This window comes from Sandaracinaceae bacterium, from assembly GCA_016706685.1.
Lineage (GTDB): Bacteria > Myxococcota_A > Polyangia > Polyangiales > Houyiibacteriaceae > JADJJE01.
Genome location: JADJJE010000051.1, coordinates 1 through 15,254, shown reverse-complemented (window position 1 = coordinate 15,254; position 15,254 = coordinate 1). Strand labels below are relative to the sequence as shown.

Genomic DNA, 15,254 nt, shown 5'->3' with positions numbered 1-15,254 from the left:
GCGCCTCGAGTTGCCTACGGCAGGATCAGCCGCAGGAGCCTTCGCCGCAGCTCGCCTCGGCGGCGCCCTCTTCGGCCGCGGGCTCAGCCGCGGGCTCTTCGGCGGCGCCGGAGCAGGAAGCCTCCGTGGCCGTCTCACCACCGGTGGTGGACTCTTCGCCCTCCGGGCTCTCCGAGCTGCAGCCCGCGGTGAAGCCGAGCGCGGCGGTGGCCATGGCGATGATCGTGTGCTTAAGAGCGGTGTTCATAGGGTTTCCTCCGACTTGCGTCGCTGTCTCGTCACTGTGGACCGGGTTGTTGGGCACCTGTTGTGCCTTTGGGGCAGCGATGACCGTCGCTGCCGCAATCTGAGTGGGGCGAACGCTAACCGTCCGCGCGCTTCGTGTAAAGTCCTCGTCGAAGAACGAGACACGAGCACGGGTACGCGGTGACCTGGCCAGGTGTTTCGGTGAATTGCAGAGAGGCTCCCGCCGGCACGCCGGGGCGCCAGCCAGACAGCAAGCAAGATGGCGGATATCACGACGAAATTCACGAACCACCGGGGCCCCCGCGGTGGCCTGCTGGGCGTGCTGGTCACGCTGTTGGGCTGCGCCACCGTGCCCCCGTCGGCGGTCTCGCGCGCCAACCAAATTGCGTACTTCGTGGCCGCCCACGAGGGGGGCGAGGTCATGGACGTGGAGGCCTGCGCCACCGGTCCGGTGGTGTTGCGGCCCTGGAGCACCCCTTGGGAGCGCATCGAGGTGCTGGCCGGCGCGCGCGTAGGCGACACGCTGCGGGGTGATGCCCAGGGCTGCGTTCGCTATCGCGCCACGCTCGTGGCCAACCGGCAGGTGCTGGCCGGCCCCGAGGCCCTGCTCAGCGCGCAGTCCGAGTGGCTGATGCGCCCCGTGGCGCAGGTGACCCAGGCGGAGCTGCACTTCGCGCTGAGTCCAGAGCAGCAGGTGGCCACCGCGTGGCCGGCGCTCCCGGAGGGCGCAGAGGCTCCCGTGACCCGCGTGGGTCAGGACCCGCCCGGCACGCACGCCGCCCGCTTCCTGCTGCCACCGCTGGCGCTGGCGCTCCCGAGCGACGTGCTGCTGGGGCGCTTTGGGCTGAGCACACGCCAAGTGGGCAGCACGGAGCTGCGCGTGGCGCGCGTGGCCGGGCCGCTGGCCCACGGAGAAGCCGAGCTGAGCGACCACCTGGCGAGCGCCGTGGCGATGGTGGCCTCGGTGGGCGGCGCCTTCCCGGCCGAGCGTGTGCTGGGCATCGTGTGGCCTGCGCCGAGCGACCAGCCCGTGCAGTTCGGGCTCACCAAGCGCGGCGGTGGCGCCTCCATCCTGCTGTTCTTCGGCGACCGCGCGCCGGCCGGGTCCCTGACCAACGACTGGGTCACGGTGCACGAGCTGGCGCACCTGCTGCACCCGCGCGTGCCGGCGGCGGACCGCTGGCTGAGCGAGGGCATCGCCACGTACTACCAAGAGGTGCTGCGCGCGCGTGCTGGCTGGAAGACGCCCGAGCAGGCCTGGGCGCGCATCGCCGAGGGCTTCGCGGTGGGGCAGCGCAGCGGGACCGGGCGCAGCCTGACCGACGAGGCCAGCGCCATGCACGAGACGGCGGCCTACACGCGCGTCTACTGGGGCGGCACGGCGTTCGTGCTGGCGGCGGACATGGCGCTGCGCAGGCGCGGCAGCTCCCTCGATGAGGCCGTCGCGCGCTGCCTGCGCGAGGTGGAGCACAGCAGCAGCCCCGTGACCGCGCGCGCGCTGGTGGCGGCCTTCGACGCGGAGCTGGTGTTGCTGGCCGACGAGTACGCCGCGCGCAGCAGCTGGCCTGCGACCGGCGCGCTGCTGGCCGACCTGGGCGTGGTCTACGAAGACGGCGAGGTGCGCTTGGTGGACGCCCCCGACAGCGCGCTGCGCGACGCCATCATGCGGCCCCCGACGGACCGCTAACCCAGCAGCTGACCCAGCTTCAGCACCGTGCGCCAGTTGCGCGTGGTGACCGGCGACCCTGCGGCGCGGTCCAGGACGGCGGGCGTCAGCTTCGAGCGGGCCGACCCGTGCGCGTAGTCGATGACCAGCGACCCGCCATGCAGCTCCACCCGCTCGCCTTCGCTAGCCCGCCCGCGCAGCGTCGCGAGCACGTCTGGTGAGAGCGGCCGCTGGGACACGCCCAGCATCACCAGGTTGGGGTGCTCGGTGATCGCATCCGCAAAGGGCGGGCTCACGGCGTGGGCGCTCCACTCCCGATGCGTGCGAACGATGACGGGCACCCGGAACCCGAAGCGCGCTTCCACGAGGTCCTCGAGCTGCGTCTCGAGGGCGGCGCGCCCGCTCATGGCTGCCTTCTCGGTCTTCCACGACGCCGTCGCGATCAGGTTGCCGCTGTTGATGTAGGTCGACGCGTCTGTCAGCCCGGCCTCGACCGCCAGCGCGCGCAGCTGGGCCATGGGGACCACCTTGTGCCCGCTGACGTTCACACCCCGCAACAACACCACGACCCGCGTCATGTCTGCAGGGCTAGGCCCGCACGGTCAGCGGCGCCAGCAGCCGGTGCGGCGTGGTAATCGCCTCGCTGGAAGTGCCGCAGCTCCTGGGCGTACTGCGTGGCGAAGCCCGGGTACATGGTGGCGTTGAAGCCATCCGCCGTGAGGTACCAGCTCTTGCAGCCCGACGCCCAGTTGGTCTTGGCGAGCCGCTTCTGCAGCCCCTCGTTGTAGCGCTGCTGCACCTCGGGCCGCACGTCCAGGAAGCGCGCCCCCGTCTCGGCCAGCGTGCGCACGCCCTGCACGGCGTAGTCGATCTGCGACTCCATGTAGACCAGCGCGGAGTTGTGCCCCGGCCCCGAGTTGGGCCCCAGGATGAAGTGCAGGTTGGGGAACCCGGTGACGTTCATGCTCTTGTAGGCCTGCGCGCCACCGCGCCACTCGTCCGCCAGCACACGCCCGCCGAGGCCCACCACGGGGAACGGCGTGCTCTGCTTGTGCACCTCGAAGCCCGTGGCGAACACCACGCAGTCCACCTGGTGTTCCACGCCCTCGGCCGTGTGCACGCCGTGTTCACCGATGCGCACGATGGGCCACGTGATCAGCTTGCAGTTGGGCTGCTGCAGCGCCGGGTAGTAGTCGCTCGAGAGCAGCACGCGCTTGCACCCGATGCGGAAGTTGGGCGTGAGCTGCCGCCGCAGCCACGGGTCCTGCACCTGACGCCGCAGGTGCGCGCTGGCGATGCCCTCGGCCACGCGGGTGAGCGGCGAGGGCCAGATGACCGCCAGCGCCGAGCTCTCGTGGCCCCAGAACAGGGCCTGACGCGCGGCCGTCTGCGCCGCGGGGTTGCGCCGAAAGCGCGCCTTCTGGCGCTCCGGCACGCGGTAGTCCGGGCGCGGCACCACCCAGCCCGGCGTGCGCTGAAAGACCTTCACGCTGCCCGCCACCTTCACCAGCTCGGGGATGATCTGCACGGCGCTCGCTCCGGTTCCGATCACCGCCACGCGCTTGCCCGCGAAGTCGTAGCCGTGGTCCCAGCGCGCGCTGTGGATGGTCTTGCCCGCGAAGCGCTCTCGTCCCTCGATGGCCGGGTAGCCCGGGTTGGCGAGGCCGCCGGTGGCCGAGATCACGCTGCGCGCGCGGAAGACGCTGCCCGTGTCGGTGCGCACCTCCCACTCGCCGGCGCGCTCGTCGAAGCGCATGTGGCTCACGTTCTGGTGGAAGCGGATGCGCGGGCGCAGCTGGTGCTCGTCCACCAGGCGCTGCACGTACTGCAGGATCTCCGCGCTGCCCGAGTAGGCCCGCGACCACTCGGGGTTCTGCGCGAACGAGAACGAGTACAGGTTGGACGGGATGTCGCAGGCCGCGCCGGGGTAGGTGTTGTCGCGCCAGGTGCCGCCCACGTCGGCCGCGCGCTCGAGGATCAGGAAGTCGCCGAGGCCCGCGCGCGTGAGTCGGATGGCCGCCCCCACGCCGCCGAAGCCTGCGCCCAGGATGAGCGTCTCGACCCTCACGCGGCCGGCCTCCAGGTGAGCTCGTTGACCCAGGTAGGCACGGGCGGCAGCGCCTCCTTCGGGATCTGACCGCTGGCCCGCACCATGGCGTCCACGGGCACGTGGTAGAAGCGGTTCCGGCGGTCGATGACCACGCGCGCGTGATGCTGGATGACCTGGAACCAGGGGTTCCGGCGGCCCTCGCGGGTGCGCCCGCCGATCTTCCCGAACTTGGCCATCACGTCGTAGAGCCTCTTCTCCGGCAGGCCCAGCTCCACGATGTTGTCGCGCATCTTGTTGAGCAGCGGCAGGTAGACCGCGATGCCCAGCAAGAGGCGCGGGTCCACCATGGGCGCGCACATGCGCATCAGCTGCATGGCGTTCTTGTCCACGCCCTGCTGCTCCATGACCGTGAAGCCCACCGCCAGGTGGCGCGCCTCGTCGCCGTTGATGCGGTCGAAGGCCGCGTGGCAGACCGGGTCGTCCACGGTGTCGAGCAAGAAGCGGCAGAGCGCCCCGTCGAGCGCGATCTCCAGCATGGGGATGACCGCGCCCAGCACGTAGAAGGGCATCTCGTCGGCGTACTTGTCGAGCCACTCGATCACCAGCCGCAGGTTGATGTTGGGCTCGGGCAGCGTGTCGCCGTCCAGCATGCCCCAGCGCTTCATGAGCGCCATCTCCGCGTTGGCGTGGCGCTGCTCCTCGGCGTGGAAGTAGGTGTAGATCTCGCGCAGCGTGGCGGTCGGCGCCGTCTTGGCCATGGCCGCGAAGCCACGCGCGCCCACGTGCTCGATCCACATGAGGTCCGCCATGAAGACCTTCAGCTTGGGCCACTGCTCGGGGGTGATGCGCTCGGCGCCGGGGGCCTCCCAGTCCACGTCACCGAGGCCCCACTGGGTGGCCTTGATCTTGGTGAGCATCTTCTCGAGATCAACTTGCGCCATGGTCGGCTCCCTTCGCGTCGCGCGGGGCGAACATCCGTCCGAGGAGCCCCGAGCTCTTGTTGTAGGCCACCGGAGCCAAGCGCTTCATGCGCCAGATGAGCCGCGCCTCGAGCTGCGGCAGCACGTAGAGGCGGTGGGCGTCGAGGGCGTCCAATGTGGTCTTCACCACGCCCTCGGGCGACACCCCGGTGCGCGCCATCATCTGGCTGCCCAGCTTCGAGGTGGCCTCGGGGATACGGCCGTTGGTGACGATGTTGGTCTTCACGAAGGTGGGGCAGAGCGCCGTGACGCGCACGCCGCTCCCTGAGAGCTCCGCCTCGAGCGTCTCGGACAGCGCCAGCACGGCCGCCTTGGTGACGTTGTAGGGCCCCATCATGGGCGCCGACGCGAAGCTGGCTGCGGAGCACACGTTGATGATGCCGCCGCGCCCGAGCGCGCGGAGGCGCGGGGCGAACACGTGGCAGCCGTGCACCACGCCCCACAGGTTCACACCCACCGTCCAGTGCCAGTCCTCGATGGGGATGACCCCGATGGGGCGGCCGCCGATCCCGACCCCGGCGTTGTTCACCACCAGGTCCACGGGATTGCCGAGCCATTGTTCGGATTTGGTGGCGAGCGCCTCCACCTCCTCGAGCTTCGAGACGTCGCAGGCGAGCGCCAGGGCCTGGCCGCCGCGCGCCTCGATGAGGCCGACGGTCTCCTCGGCCGCCGCGAGCTGGATGTCGGAGCAGATGACGCGTCCGCCCCTCGCCACTAGCTCGAGGGCGAACGCCCGCCCGATGCCGCTGCCCGCGCCGGTGACGACTGCGGAGGATGACTTGCTGAGCTTGGTGCCGAACATGGGTGCTTTCGTTGGGGGGTTGACCATCCGTTGGCCGGCTGACAGCATATCCCGAGCAATTGTTCGGATTCCAGTCGGGTCGGTCCATGCCACGCAAGCCCAAGCAAGAGCGCTCCAAGGCCACCTACGACGCCATCGTCGAGGCAGCGTTCATCTGCGTCGCCGAGCGCGGCACCGCCCACACCACCACGCGCCACATCGCCGAGGTGGCCGGCATCGGGGTGGGCTCGCTCTACGAGTACTTCGCCAACAAGGAGGAGGTCTTCGACGCCATGAACCAGCGCTTCGTGGCGGAGGTGGTGGCCATGCTCACGCCGCTCACGCCGCAGCTCGTGCGCTCCAACATCGGCGACGCCATCCGGCTGATGCTCCAGCACTTCGGCGAGTTCCTGAACAAGAACGACCAGCGCTACCTCAAGTGCGCGCGCGACGCGGTGGGCGTGGACATCAAGAGCTACCTGCACCCCGTCACGAAGCTGCTGTCGGAGATCGTGATCCAGGTGGTGATGCACCACCCCGAGTACATGCGGCTGCGGCGCATCCCCGCCATGACCTACATCTTCATGCACGGGGGCATCTTCACCGTGCTGCAGCACCTGTCGGATCCGAACCCGCCCATCACCTACGAGGAGCTGACCGAGGGTCTGGCGGAGATGGTGACGCACTATGTGGCGCGCGAGATGCAGCTGACGCGGGTGCTATAGACCGGCGATGGACCAGACCGCCACACGCTGGACGCCGCCGCGCCTCACCTACGGGATCACGCCGCTGAAGGCGAGCTTCACCGAGGAGCGCAAGCGCGAGGTGGCGGCGCTGCAGTGCGCGCGGATCCAGCGGTTGCCCGTGGACGCGCTGGTGGTCTACGACCTGCAGGACGAGTCGAGTCGCACCGACGCCGAGCGGCCGTTCCCCTTCCTCGAGTCCATCGATCCGCTGACCTATGCCTACGACTACCTGGCGGACGTGGACCTGCCGAAGGTGGTGTACCGCTCCGTGGCGGGACTGACGGCGGACGGGCTGACGGCGTGGTTGCAGCAGCTGGCGAGACAACACGCGGCGACGGTGCTGGTGGGTGCTCCGTCGAAGCACCAGGCGGTGCACCTCAAGCTGCGCGACGCGTACCGCATCCATCGGGAGCAGTCGCCCACGCTGCCCCTGGGCGGGGTGCTGATCGCCGAGCGGCACGAGGCGGGTGGAGACGAGGTGGCGCGCATCACGGAGAAGCGCGCGCTGGGCTGCGAGTTCTTCGTCACGCAGGCCGTGTACTCGGTCACGGCGAGCAAGAACGTGCTGAGCGATCTCTACTACCGCTGCGAGGCCGAGCAGCGGCCGATGCCTCACGTGCTGGTGACGATCAGCCCGTGTGGGTCACAGAAGACCCTCGAGTTCATGCGCTGGCTGGGCATCGCCGTGCCGCGCTGGCTCGAGAACGAGCTGCTGCACTCCCACGACATCCTCGAGAAGTCGGTGGACCTCACGGTGGCGGCCTTCGAGGAGCTGCACCAGTTCGCGCGCGAGAAGGGCATCTCGCTCGGCTGCAACGTGGAGAGCGTGTCCACGCGCAAGGCGGAGATCGAGGCCTCCGTGGAGATGGTGCAGCGCGTGGCGGCCATCCTGCAGGCTGCCGGGCGATGAAGCGCTCTCTCGTCTCGGTCGGTGTGTGGCTCGGTGTCCTGGTCGCGGGTTGTAGCCACGCGTCGGGCGGCGAGACGGGGCCTGTCGGCGCCAGCGTGACTGCCAACGCGGCATCCCATGCGGAGCGACCGACGATGGATGGCACGTGCTCGGTCACCGAGGGCGAATCGGTGCAGACGTTCACCTACGTGCGGGGTCGTCTCACTGAGTCCACGGCCACCGAGCTCGACTTCCACACCACCTACACCTACGAGGGCTCGCGGCTCGCCGGCATCGAGCGTGTGATTCGCGGCACCCTCGCATTCCGAAAGGAGCTGCAGTACGGCGCGAGCGGCCGCCTCGACGCGCTGATCACGCTCACACCACAGTTGGATCCCACCACCCTCGAGGAGAGCGAGCGTCGCAGCTTCGACTACGACGCGGCCGGCCGCGCGCTGCGCATGACGAACGCGACACCTTCCGGCGACACCACGCAGGTGTGCGTGGTCGAGTACGATGAGCACGAGCGGCTGGCCAGCTACACGTGCGAGGTCCCGGGGCTCGACGAGGAGCCCGACCGCAGCACCTACCACTACGACGCCGCGGGGCGGTTGAGCGAGGTGCGTTCGGCGTTCGCCATCTTTCGGGTCCACTACGACCTGAGTGGTTTCCAAGAGCACGTCGACGCGCTGTCGGAGACGGGTGAGGTCCGCGCCACCGAGGCGCTGATCCGCGATGACGCGGGACGCGCCGTCGAGCGACGCGCCACCACCCTGCTCGGACGGGTCCTGGTGGCAACGATCGCGTTCCGAAGGAGCGTTTGGCCCGGGCGCGGAGTGCGGCGCGCCCCCACCACCACCACCGGGGATCCCCGAGCACGGTCAGTCGATCTGGTTCGACATCAGCCCGTGAAGACGCGCTCGCGCAGGAAGGCCTCGATGGCTTGCCAGCACGCCTCGGGCTGCGCTTGCATCAGCAGGTGCGGCCCCTGGATGTCCGCCACGGTCGCGTCAGGGCAGTGGTGCAGCAGGTGGTCGCGGCTGCGTGCGCTGACCAGGCGGTCTCGCGTCGCGCGCAGGTAGAGCAGCGGCACGTGCAGCGCGGAGAGCGCCTCGCTGGCGTCCACGCGCAACAGCTCACGGGCGCGGTGGGCGAGCACCTCCGGGGACACGGCCGCGAGCGCCTCCGCCAGCAGCGCGCGCAGCGACGCGGGTGCGCTCATGCCAAGCATCACGGGGGCTTGCAGCGCGAAGGGCGACATCCGCATCAGGCCCGGCCGCACGAAGGGCGTGAGCCACGCGGGCACGCGCACAGGAGCCTCGGCGAACGAGGCACACAGGACCAGGGCGCGGAGGCCTCTCGGCTGAGTCGCGGCGGCGCGCAGCGCGATGGGACCGGAGAAGGACTCGGCGACGAGCACGTAGTCACCCTCGCGGGGAAGCGCCGCGAGCACGCGCGCGACCAGGTCATCGTAGGATAGCGCCTCGTGGGTGGGGTAGCGCTGCGCGTGGGCCACCAAGGAGAGGGGCAGTATGTCCAGCAGCGGCTGGAACAGCACGCCAGTGCCGTCCATCCCCGGCAACAGTACCAACTCGGTTCGTGCGACCACGACTCTTCATACCAGACGCTGTCCTCCGGAGGGCACGAGGCGCGTGTGCACGAACGCCGGAGTTGCCGGCGTTGGGGGGAGCACGTGCCTCCGACCAAGGGCCGTGGCTGGCGCTGTTGGGCATGCTGACCCACCCTCGGGGTCCTACGACGGCGACTCAGAACCGGAGATCCGGGTCGAACCAGACGTCGACGTAGTCGCCATCGGTGAGGAAGCGCCAGCCCGGCGGCAAGCTCAGGAACCCGACGGAGAGTGGGCACACGGTCTCGAGGTGGCTCACGTGAACGGGTTCGAAGAAGTCTTCCGCTGCGGACAGTTCTCCCGCCCAGATGTACCAGCCACAGGTCCCTGCGGTGGGATTCACGCGAAGCCCTTGCAGCGGCTGGGTGGACCGCGCAGAGCGGGACAGGCCGAGCTTCTCGTGGGGCGCAGGAGCCTGTGGGTGTGCTCCAACTTGGGCGCACACGTCCTTGGCTAACGTGAGATGGGTGGCATTCAGATCCACATCGCCCTGGTAGCACAGCAGCGCCTGGCCGGGATCAGGCGGACCTCTACCCGTCGCCCGCCGAGGCCACCCACTGGGAGTTGTGAAGAGTCGTCAGACGACTACGTTCACGTCGATGGGACGTCCGCGCACCGGTGCCGACCGCTCGGAGTCACTGCCTGGAGCTACTGGCCAGCCGCAGCGGCCGGCGCGGGGAAGGCGTCCTGCGTGGTGCGCACGCGGTACGTCCCCTGCTTGTCCTTCTTCTTCTCCATCAGGCGCAGCGAGCGCCGGTAGTGCGTGACGCCGAAGCGGTACAGGGCGTCCTCGCCGCCGGGCACGTGGCGGTGCACGAAGCTCGCCCCGGTGCCGAGGCCTCGCAGCAGGCGCAGGCCCCAGTAGTCGTCGCCCAGGTTGGGCAGCTGCATGCCGGTCACGTATTCGTCGCCCGAGAGGTAGCGGCAGATCTGATAGAGCAGGTCGCGGGCCACGCTCTCCTTCACCAGCGGCAGCGACTGGTGCACCTGGCGCGCGAAGTTGTCCATCACCACGCGGTTCTTGTCGCTGAGCTTGTCGGGGCGCGCCTGGTGCTTGAGGCTGGCCAGGAAGAACTCGCGCTGCTCTTCGGCGGTGTGCGGCAGGAGCGCGTCGTCGATGCCCAGCACGAAGCCGGCGTAGCGCCACAGCAGCGTGAAGGAGGCGCGCTCCTCGGGGGTGAGGTGGATGTTCATGCGCGCCAGGCTGCGCACGTTCACGTAGCCGAACAGGCCCAGCGTGATGGCCAGGTCCTGCTGGTTGATGGGCACCTCGGTGGGGTGCCGGAAGCGGCCCGTCTCGGGCAGGAAGCGCCGCAGCGCGCCGTGCAGCAGGCGCACGCGCACGAACAGCTCGTGGGCCTCGCCGCCGGGCTCGAGCGTGCCGGGCATGGACATGCGCAGCACCATGGCGGCGGTCTCGTCGAGGCGCTTGTTGGTGTCGCCGCTGAGCATGCCGGTCATGGCCGTGACCAGCGCCATCTTGGGGAACACCGCGCCGCCCACCAGGCTGCCCGAGAACAGGCCGAGGCCCATGTGCACGGGGAACTGCGCGATCAGCCGCTGGCCCGCGCGCATGGCGTCGAAGTCCACCCAGGCGGGGAGCCGCACGCCCGCTTGGATGAACGCAGCACAGGCGGGGGAGCGGCCCACGCGGCGGCGCACCTCGGCCAAGAGGTCGCCCACGTCGGTGAGCGGCATGGTCTCGGCGAGCTCGGCAATGACGGCGTCGGCGAGGGGGTCGCCCTTGGAGCGCAGGCTGTCGAGGAAGGCCTCGCTGAAGCGTTCGGTGTACTGCAGCGAGCCCGGGGCGGGGATGGATTGCCAGGACATGCCGGGCAGCCTGACATGAAAGTCACCAGATGGTTAGTTGGTGAACGGGGGACTTTCGGTGGGCCGGCACCGGCGGGCGCCAGCGAGCACCGGCGGGCGCCTCCAAGAGAGGTGCAACACGCGCTTGAACTCGCGCGTCGACCAACGGACTGTTGGGTGCATCACCCGCGCGGGTGCCCGCCGCTGCCGTCGCTCCACCGCCTGCCCTCGCGCTCACCTACGAGCGTCGGGATCCGCGCGCAGGCCCGCTGCACCAGCTCCTCAGCGACGAGCTGGAGAAGTACCTGGAAGCCCGCGCCGAGCGCCCACTGCCCGGCTTCGTGGTCGACACCCTGCGCGGCTACCTGCGCTGCGGCGTTCTCCGTCACGGCTTCGCCCGCTTCCGCTGCGACGACTGCGCCCAGAGCCGCCTCGTGGCCCTCAGCTGCAAGCAGCGAGCCTTCTGCCCCCGCTGCGTCGGCCGGAAGATGGCGGACCAGGCCAAGCACCTCGTCGAGAACGTCCTGCCGCCGGTCCCCTTTCGCCAGTGGGTGCTGTCCTTCCCGCACGCGCTGCGGTGGCGCATGGCCCACAACCACCAGCTCACCCTCGGCGTCTGGGGCATCGCTCGAGCGGCCATCGACGCGCTCTACCGTTCCCGCGCCGCCAACCTCGGGCCACCTGGCCAGCACGGCAGCGCGCGCCCCGGCAGCATCATGGCCATCCAACGCTTCGGCGGTGCGCTGAACCTCAACGTCCACTTCCACGCGCTCTACACGGACGGCAGCTTCTACGAGCGCAGCGACGGAAAGCTAGTGTTCCTGCACGCCGCCCCACCCACCGTGGCGGAGGTCGCCGCCCTGGTGGCCGACATCAAGCGGCGCGTGGTCGAGTTGTTGGAGAAGCTGGGCCTCGGGCCCGACGAGGAAGACTGGGACGCCCAGCAGCTCATGCTCAGCTTAGGCGAGCTCTACGCCGAGGGCGTCTTCCACAAGGGCGCCCAGCGCCTGCGCAACGGAAGGCCCCGCGCACTCAGCACGTTCGCCCGACTCAAGGCGCACGAAGACGGCTTTGACCTCGACGCCCACGTCACCGTAGCCGCCGGAGCCCGCGCGAGCCTCGAGCAACTGGTCAGCTACATCCTGCGCCCGCCCCTCAAAGAAACACGACTCACCCTCCATGCCACCGGCGTGGAACTGACACTGAAGACCCCATGGAGCGACGGAACCACCCAGATACGGCTGACGCCAGACCGCTTCATCGACCGCCTCGTCGCCCTCGTCCCCCCGCCGCGCGTCAACACCTTGCTGTACGGAGGCCTGTTCGCCGCCAACGCCCGCCTCCGCCCCCTGGCGGTGGCCTACCTGCGCCCGGGTGTGATCCCGCGCAAGCGCACCCGCCCGGCCAACCCCACCAAGCCCCGCAACACCGCGTGGGCCGAGCTCATGCGCCACAGCTTCGGCCTGGACGTCCTGGCCTGCCCCCACTGCGGCGGCCGCATGCGCCACGTGGCCACCGTCCTCGACCACTACAGCATCCAGCGCATCCTGCGCCACCAAGGCCTCGACACCCCCGAGCCCCGCGCCCGCTCCTCCCCGCTCGAGAGCGACCTCGTCTACGAGCCCGACGAGCACGCCCTCGCCGACGCTCCGCAAGACGACTTCTCCCAGCTCGACCCCAACGACCCCTGGTGACCCCGACGAGCGACGGACCTCAACACCGGCGGTGCACCGGTCCGTCCGCGCGGCTCCCCGAGGCGGATTCGCCGATAGCACTGGCGCTCAAAGCGCCCGTCGTGCCACCCTGAAGGGGTCGGCAGGGGCTTCATGCGCGCTGACCGACAGCGTGTTGCGCAGTTAGAATGTTGAACGAAGCCGCTCCGCGGCAGGCCTGATGTCGCGTGACTGAGGGGCATCGCGCGTAGCAGGGGCGTGTGGGCTTCATCGGATCGAGGCTGTGGATTGAGCCCGTCCATCGGGGACGTGGCCAAGCCATGGAGGCGAGCGATGGGCGAAGTACGAGACCGAATGGAGCAGGACCTGTTCCTGCGCGGTGTGGCCGCGAACACACGGGAGACCTACCTGCGGTACGCGAAGCAGTTCGTGGCCTTCCACAGGCGCGACCCCCGCCAACTGGACACGGAGGAGGTGCGCGCATGGGTGATGCACCTTCGACGAGCGGGCCGGGCTCCGCGGAGCATCAACGTGGCGCTGAGCGCGCTGCGCTTTCTCTTCGGGGTGACGTTGCGTCGCCCCGAAGTCATGCACCCGCTCCGTCGCGTGGTGGAGCACGACAAGCAGCCCGCCATCCTCTCCGGGAGCGAGGTCCAGCGGCTGCTCGACGCCATCGAGCGCCCTCGCGACCGTGCCCTCGTCATGCTCCTCTACGGCTCGGGGCTGCGCATCTCCGAGGCGCTGTCGCTGACGATAGCCGACGTCGACTCGCGACGCGGTGTGCTGACCATCCGACACACCAAGGGGCGTCGCGATCGCATCGTGCCGCTGCCGGCCGTCACGCTCGAGGCGCTGCGAGAGTGGATGCGTCAGCGTCGACACCGGAGCGAGGGCCTGTTTCCAGGGCGCAAGGGTCGAGCGTCGCTGACGCGCGAGGCGGTGCACAAGCTGCTGCGGCTCGCGGCCGCGCGAGCAGGTCTGACCAAGCGGGTCTATCCGCACCTGCTGCGTCACAGCTTTGCGACGCACTTGCTCGAGCTCGGCGCGGACCTCCGCTCCGTGCAGATCCTGCTGGGCCACCGCTCCATCTTGAGCACCACCCGCTACACGCACTTGTCCGAAGCGCGCCGGCAGTCACTCGTGAATCCGTTGGCCGTGCTCGGGACACCAGACGGGGCACGACTCGCGTAGGTCACCGAGGTGGTGGTCATGGCGCACGAGCACGGGTCGATGTCCCGGCGCGAGCCTGGGCTGAGTGTGGGTGCGCTCGCGCGCGCACACGGAGAGCGAGTGCGCGCGGAGCACGTGCTGAGTCCCGAGCAGCACCAGGTGCTGCGGGCCATCGAGCGCTGTCGGACGGCGGCGCTCGGCGGGCATCTGCACAAGTGTCCTGGCTGCGACTACGAGCAGCCTCGCTACAACTCCTGCCGCAATCGGCACTGCCCCGGGTGCCAGAGCTTGTCGCAGCTGCGGTGGCTCGAGGCGCGGCGTGAGCGCATCCTCGACGTGGGCTACTTCCACGTCGTCTTCACCATCCCCGAGCCTCTGCGCGCGCTGTTCGCGCGCGAGCGCCGGGTCATGTACGGGCTCCTGATGGAGGCGGCGCGCCGCAGCCTGCTCACGATGGCGGCCGACCCGAAGCGGCTCGGTGCGCTGCCCGCCATCACGCTGGTGCTTCACACGTGGACCCGCGAGTTGCTCTACCATCCTCACGTGCACGCGGTGGTCAGCGCCGGCGGCTACGACCTCGCGGCGCAGCGGTGGATCCCCGTGCGCCGCAACGGCCGGTACCTCTTCCCCGTGAGGGCTCTCGCAAAGCTCGTTCGAGGCGCGGTGCGCGAGGCCATCCTGCCGGCACTCGACGCGGGCACGCTCGTGTTGCCGCCTCACGAGGTGGAGCCCGTGCGACGCGCGCTCTTCGAGACGAGGTGGCACGTCTACGCGAAGGCCCCGTTCGCTGGAGCGCAGCAGGTGTTCGCGTACCTCGGGCGGTACACGCACCGCGTCGGCATCTCGAACGCGCGCCTCATGAGCTACGACGGCGAGGCCGTGACCTTCGCCACCAAGGACGGCCTCACCTGCCCTCCACGCGGTGGACTTCCTCGCTCGCCTCCTCCGCCACACCTTGCCCAGGGGCTTCCACAAGATCCGTCACGCCGGCCTCGTCTCCACCAGCCACGTTCGCTCGGGAACCCTCGCTCGCGCACAGACCACTCTCGGCAACGCCTCCGCCTCGGCACCCGTGGTCGAGACCGGTGAGCGGGACCCTCCACGCACCTGGGTGGAGCTCATGCTGGCGCTCAACGGGCGCGACCCCTTGCAGTGTCCGCGCTGCGGCACGCCGCTGCTCGTGCTCCCCTTGCCGACCGGGGCGGGACCGAGAGGCTCGACTCGTCATGACCATCGCCCACGACATGCATGGGCATGCGTCGCGCAGCGACTGCTCGTCTGCTGCGGTGGTGGCGCTCGTGCGTCCCGCAGTGGCATCTCGCTGTGCCCACACGACAGGCCACGCTGCGCGCGAGGATCTGACGTGCCGACGTCCCCGCACGCAGAAGCGTCTCCTCCCAAGCCCTGGCCAGAGCGCCGGCGCCTCGCGATGCCCGCCGCGATTTGCCCATAGCCGCGCGCTCACGCCTGGGTGATGCTCCGCGGCTCCGTTCATCGGCGCCTCGGCGAACCGCGCCTCAATCGCGCTGGCCGTCCAGCCGTGTGTGCGGGGCGCGCTTCACCGAATCGCTATTGAATATGTAAACTATTCGAACACCTCATGTCGATGATTCA

At 69.8% G+C, this 15,254-nt stretch carries 14 protein-coding genes; 6 read left to right on the top strand and 8 right to left on the bottom strand.

Features of this window, described 5'->3' with window-relative positions:
* Window positions 1–25: 25 nt before the first annotated feature.
* The gene (locus IPI43_30690; GenBank protein MBK7778429.1) at window positions 26–247 is read right to left on the bottom strand and encodes a hypothetical protein; all 222 of its coding nucleotides are present in this window, start codon (window positions 245–247) and stop codon (window positions 26–28) included.
* A gap of 258 nt (window positions 248–505) precedes the next feature.
* Here IPI43_30690 and IPI43_30685 point away from each other — a divergent pair, with 258 nt between their 5' ends.
* Entirely contained in the window at window positions 506–1,933 is a 1,428-nt protein-coding gene (locus tag IPI43_30685; GenBank protein ID MBK7778428.1) for a hypothetical protein, read from the top strand.
* Here the strand turns inward: IPI43_30685 and IPI43_30680 are convergent.
* From IPI43_30680 to IPI43_30665, 4 genes are read right to left on the bottom strand one after another with little or no spacing between them, the layout of a single operon-like run.
* Window positions 1,930–2,490, bottom strand: a complete 561-nt coding sequence (locus IPI43_30680; GenBank protein MBK7778427.1) for a DUF1697 domain-containing protein — start codon at window positions 2,488–2,490, stop codon at window positions 1,930–1,932. The two genes, IPI43_30685 and IPI43_30680, sit on opposite strands and share 4 nt — an antisense overlap.
* The gene (locus IPI43_30675; GenBank protein MBK7778426.1) at window positions 2,487–4,013 is read right to left on the bottom strand and encodes an NAD(P)/FAD-dependent oxidoreductase; all 1,527 of its coding nucleotides are present in this window, start codon (window positions 4,011–4,013) and stop codon (window positions 2,487–2,489) included. The genes IPI43_30680 and IPI43_30675 overlap by 4 nt, the downstream gene beginning before the upstream one ends.
* A complete protein-coding gene (locus IPI43_30670) occupies window positions 3,977–4,903 on the bottom strand; it encodes a ferritin-like domain-containing protein (protein ID MBK7778425.1) in 927 nt (308 codons plus the stop codon). Before IPI43_30670 ends, IPI43_30675 begins: the two co-directional genes overlap by 37 nt.
* Window positions 4,890–5,744 carry an SDR family NAD(P)-dependent oxidoreductase gene (locus IPI43_30665; GenBank protein MBK7778424.1) on the bottom strand — a complete coding sequence of 285 codons (855 nt, stop codon included), beginning with the start codon at window positions 5,742–5,744 and terminating at the stop codon, window positions 4,890–4,892. Before IPI43_30665 ends, IPI43_30670 begins: the two co-directional genes overlap by 14 nt.
* 86 nt (window positions 5,745–5,830) lie before the next feature.
* On the opposite strand from IPI43_30665, the gene IPI43_30660 reads away from it, so the two are divergent.
* Together IPI43_30660 and IPI43_30655 are read left to right on the top strand one after the other, a co-directional pair.
* Complete coding sequence (locus IPI43_30660) at window positions 5,831–6,448, top strand: TetR/AcrR family transcriptional regulator (GenBank protein MBK7778423.1); 618 nt, start codon at window positions 5,831–5,833, stop codon at window positions 6,446–6,448.
* A 7-nt stretch (window positions 6,449–6,455) separates the two neighbouring features.
* Window positions 6,456–7,379: a 5,10-methylenetetrahydrofolate reductase gene (locus IPI43_30655; protein ID MBK7778422.1), complete on the top strand. Its 924-nt coding sequence runs from the start codon at window positions 6,456–6,458 to the stop codon at window positions 7,377–7,379.
* An 880-nt stretch (window positions 7,380–8,259) separates the two neighbouring features.
* On the opposite strand, the gene IPI43_30650 is transcribed toward IPI43_30655, so the two are convergent.
* The 3 genes from IPI43_30650 to IPI43_30640 form a co-directional block, all read right to left on the bottom strand.
* A complete protein-coding gene (locus IPI43_30650) occupies window positions 8,260–8,967 on the bottom strand; it encodes an alpha/beta hydrolase (protein MBK7778421.1) in 708 nt (235 codons plus the stop codon).
* A gap of 157 nt (window positions 8,968–9,124) precedes the next feature.
* Window positions 9,125–9,433 (bottom strand): hypothetical protein, encoded by a 309-nt coding sequence (locus IPI43_30645; protein ID MBK7778420.1) that lies wholly within the window; start codon window positions 9,431–9,433, stop codon window positions 9,125–9,127.
* 203 nt (window positions 9,434–9,636) lie between these two features.
* On the bottom strand, window positions 9,637–10,818 hold the full coding sequence (locus IPI43_30640) for a DUF2236 domain-containing protein (protein MBK7778419.1): 1,182 nt from the start codon (window positions 10,816–10,818) through the stop codon (window positions 9,637–9,639).
* A gap of 152 nt (window positions 10,819–10,970) precedes the next feature.
* Between IPI43_30640 and IPI43_30635 the strand changes: the two genes are divergently transcribed.
* From IPI43_30635 to IPI43_30625, 3 genes are all read left to right on the top strand, one after another.
* Entirely contained in the window at window positions 10,971–12,491 is a 1,521-nt protein-coding gene (locus IPI43_30635) for a transposase (GenBank protein ID MBK7778418.1), read from the top strand.
* Between the two features lie 312 nt (window positions 12,492–12,803).
* Window positions 12,804–13,661 carry a tyrosine-type recombinase/integrase gene (locus tag IPI43_30630; GenBank protein ID MBK7778417.1) on the top strand — a complete coding sequence of 286 codons (858 nt, stop codon included), beginning with the start codon at window positions 12,804–12,806 and terminating at the stop codon, window positions 13,659–13,661.
* An 18-nt stretch (window positions 13,662–13,679) separates the two neighbouring features.
* A complete protein-coding gene (locus IPI43_30625) occupies window positions 13,680–14,729 on the top strand; it encodes a transposase (GenBank protein MBK7778416.1) in 1,050 nt (349 codons plus the stop codon).
* Window positions 14,730–15,254 lie beyond the last annotated feature (525 nt).